This window comes from Streptomyces sp., assembly GCF_031181705.1.
Taxonomy (GTDB): Bacteria; Actinomycetota; Actinomycetes; order Streptomycetales; family Streptomycetaceae; genus Streptomyces.
In genome coordinates this window covers 10,452-16,346 of record NZ_JAPSKN010000123.1, presented here as the reverse complement: position 1 = coordinate 16,346, position 5,895 = coordinate 10,452, and the positions used below count along the sequence as shown (strand labels likewise).

General features: G+C 74.3%; 4 protein-coding genes. 2 read left to right on the top strand and 2 right to left on the bottom strand.

The window, feature by feature from the left end; translation table 11 throughout:
- Positions 1-38 precede the first annotated feature (38 nt).
- Positions 39-641, bottom strand: coding sequence for a TetR/AcrR family transcriptional regulator (locus RIN80_RS21075; RefSeq protein ID WP_309097187.1), 603 nt, complete (start codon positions 639-641; stop codon positions 39-41).
- A 131-nt stretch (positions 642-772) separates the two neighbouring features.
- Between RIN80_RS21075 and RIN80_RS21070 the strand changes: the two genes are divergently transcribed.
- Positions 773-1,645, top strand: a complete 873-nt coding sequence (locus tag RIN80_RS21070) for an NAD(P)-binding domain-containing protein (protein WP_309097186.1) — start codon at positions 773-775, stop codon at positions 1,643-1,645.
- 57 nt (positions 1,646-1,702) lie between these two features.
- On the opposite strand, the gene serC is transcribed toward RIN80_RS21070, so the two are convergent.
- Complete coding sequence (gene serC, locus RIN80_RS21065; RefSeq protein WP_309097185.1) at positions 1,703-2,821, bottom strand: phosphoserine transaminase; 1,119 nt, start codon at positions 2,819-2,821, stop codon at positions 1,703-1,705.
- Between the two features lie 133 nt (positions 2,822-2,954).
- On the opposite strand from serC, the gene RIN80_RS21060 reads away from it, so the two are divergent.
- Positions 2,955-5,891, top strand: coding sequence for an FAD-binding and (Fe-S)-binding domain-containing protein (locus tag RIN80_RS21060; protein WP_309097184.1), 2,937 nt, complete (start codon positions 2,955-2,957; stop codon positions 5,889-5,891).
- The last annotated feature ends 4 nt before the right edge of the window (positions 5,892-5,895 follow it).

The window sequence follows — 5,895 nt, the reverse complement described above, 5'->3', positions numbered from 1 at the left end:
CCGCGGCTGGGAAGGTCAGCGCACCACGCCCGGGAATCTCAGTCGCCCCGGTAGGAGGCGACCAGTCGGGCCAGATGGCGGCCCGCCACCTCCAGCGGTGTCGCGCTGCGGGCGACCTGGGCGGCCAGTTCCGCGCCCTCCAGGGTCGCGATCACCGTGTGCGCCAGCTCCTCGGCGTCGCTCTCGGTGAAGCCGGCCGCGACCAGCTTCTCGGCGACCACCTTCCGCCAGCGCGCGAACGCCTCCGCCGCCGCCTGCTGGATGCCGGGCGCGCCGGCCGCCGTGCCCACGGCGGTGGAGGTGACCGGGCAGCCGTCGAGCCAGTCGGAGTCGCGCAGCCCCTCGGCCAGGGAGGCGGTGAGGGCGAGCAGGGCCCGCTCGGGGTCCGGTTCCGCATCGAGCGTCTCGCGCAGCAGCTCGGTGAACTCCTCGTCGCCGAGCCGTACGGCCGCCGCGCCGAGCTCCTGCTTGCCGCCCGGGAAGAAGTGGTAGACGGACCCGAGCGTCGCCCCGGCCTCGCGGGAGATCTGCTTGATGCCCGTGCCCTCGTAGCCCTGGCGCTGCATCAGGCGGGAGGCCGTGCGGACGATCCGCTCGCGGGTGCCGGCGGTTTCGAGGTCGTGCGGGGCCTTGGTCTTCACGCAGCCACTCTAGCGAGCTAGAGCGATCGCTCTAGCGGCTGTGCTAGGTTCCTCTCTGGATAGAGCGTTCGTTCTAGTCTTCTGGTCGGCGCTCGCTTCCGTCGCCGTATCCGCGAGCAGAAGGGGATCTCGTGAGCACGTCCGTCACCGTCATCGGCCTCGGCCCCATGGGCCGCGCCATGGCCGGCGCCTACCTGGACGCCGGTTACCGCGTCACCGTCTGGAACCGCACCGCGAGCCGCGCCGACGAACTGGTCGCGCGGGGCGCGGTGCGGGCCGCCACCGTCGAGGAGGCGCTGGCGGCCAACGAGGTGGTGGTGCTGAGCCTCACCGACTACGCCGCCATGTACGCCGCCCTGGAGCCCGCCGCCCCGGCCCTGCGCGGCCGTGTCCTGGTCAACCTCAGCTCGGACACTCCGGAGCGGGCCCGCGAGGGAGCCGCCTGGGCCGCGAAGCACGGAGCGCGCCATCTCACCGGCGGGGTGCAGACACCGCCCTCCGGCATCGGCTCGACGGAGTCCGGCACCTTCTACAGCGGCCCCCGGGAGCTCTTCGACGCCTGCGAGGAAACACTCAAGGTCCTCACGGGCACCGACTACCGGGGCGAGGACCCGGGCCTGGCCGCGCTGTACTACCAGCTCCAGATGGACCTCTTCTGGACCTCCCTGACCGCCTGGCTGCACACCCTGGCCGTGGCGGACGCCAACGGCATCAGTCCCTCGCAGTTCGCTCCGTACGCGGCGCGGACCCTGGGCGGGATGGACCAGTTCCTCGACTTCTACACGCCCCGGATCGAGGCGGGGCGGCACACGGGTGACGTGGAGCGGATCTCGATGGCCGTGGCGAGCATGGACCACGTCGTGCGCACGACGCGGGACTCGGGCGTGGACCCGGCGCTGCCCGCGGCGGTGCGGGAGGCGTTCCGCCGGGGGGCGGCCGAGGGGTACGAGGAGGACAGCCTGACCCGGCTGTTCGAGGTGTTCGGGCGGGGCGCGGCGGCCTGAACGCGACGGAGGGCGCCCCGCGGCAGCGGGGCGCCCTCGGCCAGGTACGCGGGAAGGTCAGAGCTTCTCGATCACGTAGTCGACGCACTTGGTGAGCGCCTCGATGTCCGCCGGGTCGATCGCCGGGAACATCGCGACGCGCAGCTGGTTGCGGCCGAGCTTGCGGTAGGGCTCGGTGTCGACGATGCCGTTGGCGCGCAGCACCTTCGCGACGGCGGCGGCGTCGACCTCGTCCGTGAAGTCGATCGTGCCGATGACCTGCGAGCGCTTGGCCGGGTCGGTGACGAACGGGTTCGCGAACTTCACGTCCTCGGCCCAGCCGTACAGCGTCCGCGCGGAGGTGGCCGTGCGGCGCACCGACCAGTCAAGGCCGCCCTGGCCGTTGATCCACTCCAGCTGCTGGTTCAGCAGGAAGAGGGTGGCGAGGGCCGGGGTGTTGTACGTCTGGTTCTTGCGCGAGTTGTCGATCGCCGTGGGCAGCGAGAAGAACTCCGGGACGTGGCGGCCGGAGGCGTGGATCCGCTCGGCGCGCTCGATGGCGGCCGGGGAGAACACGCCGATCCACAGGCCGCCGTCGGAGGCGAAGGACTTCTGCGGGGCGAAGTAGTAGACGTCCGTCTCGCTGATGTCGACGGGCAGGCCGCCGGCGCCGGAGGTGGCGTCCACGAGCACCAGGGCGCCCTCGTCGGCGCCTTCCACGCGCTTGATCGGCATGGCGACACCGGTGGAGGTCTCGTTGTGGGTGAACGCGTAGACGTCCACGCCCGCCGCGGCGACCGGCTCGGGGTGGGTGCCCGGGTCGGCGGAGACGACGTCCGGCTCGGCCAGCCAGGGGGCGAGCTTGGCGGCCTTGGCGAACTTGGAGGAGAACTCGCCGAAGCTCAGGTGCTGCGACTTGTTCTCGATCAGGCCGTGCGTCGCGATGTCCCAGAACGCGGTGGAGCCGCCGTTGCCGAGGACCACCTCGTAGCCGTCCGGGAGCTGGAACAGCTCGCTGATGCCCTCGCGCACCTGGCCGACCAGGTTCTTGACGGGAGCCTGCCGGTGGGAGGTGCCCATGAGGGAGGTGCCGGTCGCGGCGAGGGCGTCCAGCGCCTCCGTCCGCACCTTGGAGGGACCCGCGCCGAAACGTCCGTCCGCGGGCTTGATGTCAGAGGGAATCCGGATCTCAGCCACGGAGGGGAGCGTAGCCGTTCACAGAAACGTGGGTGAAACGTCGTCCGTCGGGTGAGACGGGATGTGGACGTCGGCGTTTCGGCCCGCCGGACGCGGGGTCGTCACTGTCAGTGCTCGCGTGCATGCTGGAGGCATGACGGATCTTCCGCACGGCCCGGAGCCGACGGCCAGGGATCTCGCGGCCCTGGAGGGCGAGTTGCGCGCGGCCGTCCGCGGTGACGTCGGCTTCGGCGCCCTGGACCGGGCGCTGGTCACCATGGACGCGTCCAACTACCGGCGCGTGCCGTACGGGGTGGTGGCGCCGGGGGACGCCGACGACGTGGCGGCCGTGCTGGAGGTGTGCCGCGCGCGGGGCGTGCCCGTGGTGCCGCGGGGCGGCGGCACGTCCATCGCCGGGCAGGCGACGGGCACGGGCGTCGTGCTGGACTTCACGCGGTACATGAACCGGCTGGTCGCCCTGGATCCCCAGGCGCGCACGGCCGTCGTGCAGCCGGGCCTGGTGCTCGACCGGCTCCAGGAGGCCGCCGCCCCGCACGGGCTGCGCTTCGGCCCGGACCCGTCCACGCACAGCAGGTGCACGCTCGGCGGCATGATCGGCAACAACTCGTGCGGCTCGCACTCGGTGGCGTGGGGGACGACCGCGGACAGCGTGCGGGAGCTGGTCGTGGTGACCGCGCGCGGCCGGCGGCTGCGGCTCGGGCGGGACTGGGCCGGGGCGCCCGACGGCCTGCGGGCGCTCACGGAGGGCGAACTGGCCCGGCTGCGCACGGGATTCCCGGACCTGCCCCGCCGCATCTCCGGTTACGCGCTGGACGCCCTGCTGCCCGAGCGGGGCGCCGACGTGGCCCGTTCCTTCTGCGGCTCCGAGGGCACACTGGGCGTGCTGACGGAGGCGGTCGTACGGCTGGTCGAGGCGCCACGCGCGCGGGCGCTGGCCGTGCTGGCGTACGCCGACGAGAGCGCCGCGGCCGAGGCCGCCGCCGGGCTGCTGCCGTTCGGGCCGCTGACCGTGGAGGGCATGGCGGCGGACCTGGTGCCGTCGGCCGCGGACCTGCCCCGGGGCGGGGCGTGGCTGTTCGTGGAGACGGGCGGGGAGTCGGAGGCGGAGGCACGCGCGCGTGCGGAGGCGATCGTGCGGGCCGCCGACGTCCTGGACGCCCTCGTGGTCACGGACGCGGCGGGGCAGCGCGCGCTGTGGCGGATCCGGGAGGACGCGAGCGGGACGGCGACGCGGATGCCCGACGGGACCGAGGCCTGGCCGGGGTGGGAGGACTGCGCCGTGCCGCCCGCCCGGCTCGGCGCGTACCTGCGGGACTTCCGGGCGCTGATGGCGGCCCACGGGCTGCGCGGCACGCCGTACGGGCACTTCGGGGACGGCTGCATCCACGTCCGGATCGACTTCGACCTCCTCACCGGGGCCGGGATCGCCCGCTTCCGCCGCTTCTCCCAGGAGCTGGCGGAGCTGGTGGTGGCGCACGGGGGTTCGCTGTCCGGGGAGCACGGGGACGGGCAGGCGCGGGCGGAGCTGCTGCCGCGGATGTACGGCCCGGAGATGGTGGGACTCTTCGAGCGGGTGAAGGCCGTGTGGGACCCGGACGACCTGCTCAACCCCGGGATGCTCGTCCGGCCCGCGCCCCTGGACTCGGGCCTGCGCTTCTCCGTCCTGCCGCGCGAGCCGGTCGATGTCGCCTTCGGCTACCCCGCCGACGGCGGTGACTTCGCGGGGGCGGTGCGGCGCTGCGTGGGGGTCGCCAAGTGCCGTACGGCGTCGGTGTCCGGGGCCTCGGTGATGTGCCCGTCCTTCCGGGCGACCGGCGCCGAGGAGCACTCCACGCGCGGGCGGGCCCGGCTGCTGCACGAGATGCTCGCCGGCGAGGTGGTCACGGACGGCTGGCGCTCGGCCGAGGTCCGGGACGCGCTCGACCTGTGCCTTTCCTGCAAGGGCTGCCGGTCGGACTGCCCGGTCGGGGTCGACATGGCCACGTACAAGGCGGAGTTCCTGCACCACCACTACGCCGGCCGGCGCCGCCCCGCCGCGCACTACGCGATGGGGTGGCTGCCGGTGTGGCTGCGCGCGGTGGCGCGGACGCGGACGGCCCCACTGGTGAACGCCCTGGCGGGAACACGGTTGTTCGCCGGGCCGGTGAAGCGGCTGGCCGGGATCGCGCCCGAGCGGCGGCTTCCCCGGCTGGCGCGGCGGACGTTCAGCCGGTGGTGGGAGCGGCGGCGGGGCGGGGCGGGAGGCGGGGACGCGCCCGGGGACCTGGTCGTGCTGTGGCCCGACACCTTCACCGAGCACCTCTCCCCCGCCGTGGGGCGGGCCGCCGTGCGGGTGCTGGAGGCGGCCGGGCTGCGGGTGGCGCTGCCGCCCACCGTGCACCTGCGCAGACCGCCGGTGGGCGACGGCAGGACGGTCGCCCTCGACCCGCTGTCGCTGCTGCGCGGGCGGGGCCGGGTCTGCTGCGGGCTGACGTACGTCTCGACCGGGCAGCTCGACCGCGCACGGGCGGTCCTGCGCCGCACGCTCGACTTGATGGAACCGGTGCTGGAGACCGACGCGCCGGTCGTGGTGCTGGAGCCGAGCTGCGCGGCGGCCCTGCGCACGGACGCCCCCGAGCTGCTGCACGACGACCCGCGTGCGGCCCGTCTCGCCGCGAAGGTCCTCACGTTCGCGGAGGTGCTTGAGCGGCACGCCCCCGGCTGGACGCCGCCGCGCGTGGACCGCCCGGTGACCGGCCAGACCCACTGCCACCAGCACGCCGTGCTCGGCGACGCGGCCGACCGCCGGTTGCGCGCGGCCGCCTCGCTCTCCGGCGAGCTGAGCGGCGGCTGCTGCGGTCTGGCCGGAAACTTCGGCTTCGAGAAGGGCCATTACGAGGTGTCCACCGCCTGCGCGGAGGAGCAGCTGCTGCCCTCGGTGCGGGACGCCCCGGAGGGCGCGGTGGTCCTGGCGGACGGCTTCTCCTGCCGCACGCAGCTGGAGCAGCTGGCCGGGGTGCGCGGGAGGCATCTGGCGGAGGTGCTGGCGAAGGCGCTGGACGACCCCCCTCCCGCCGACGAACCCGCGTGAGGCG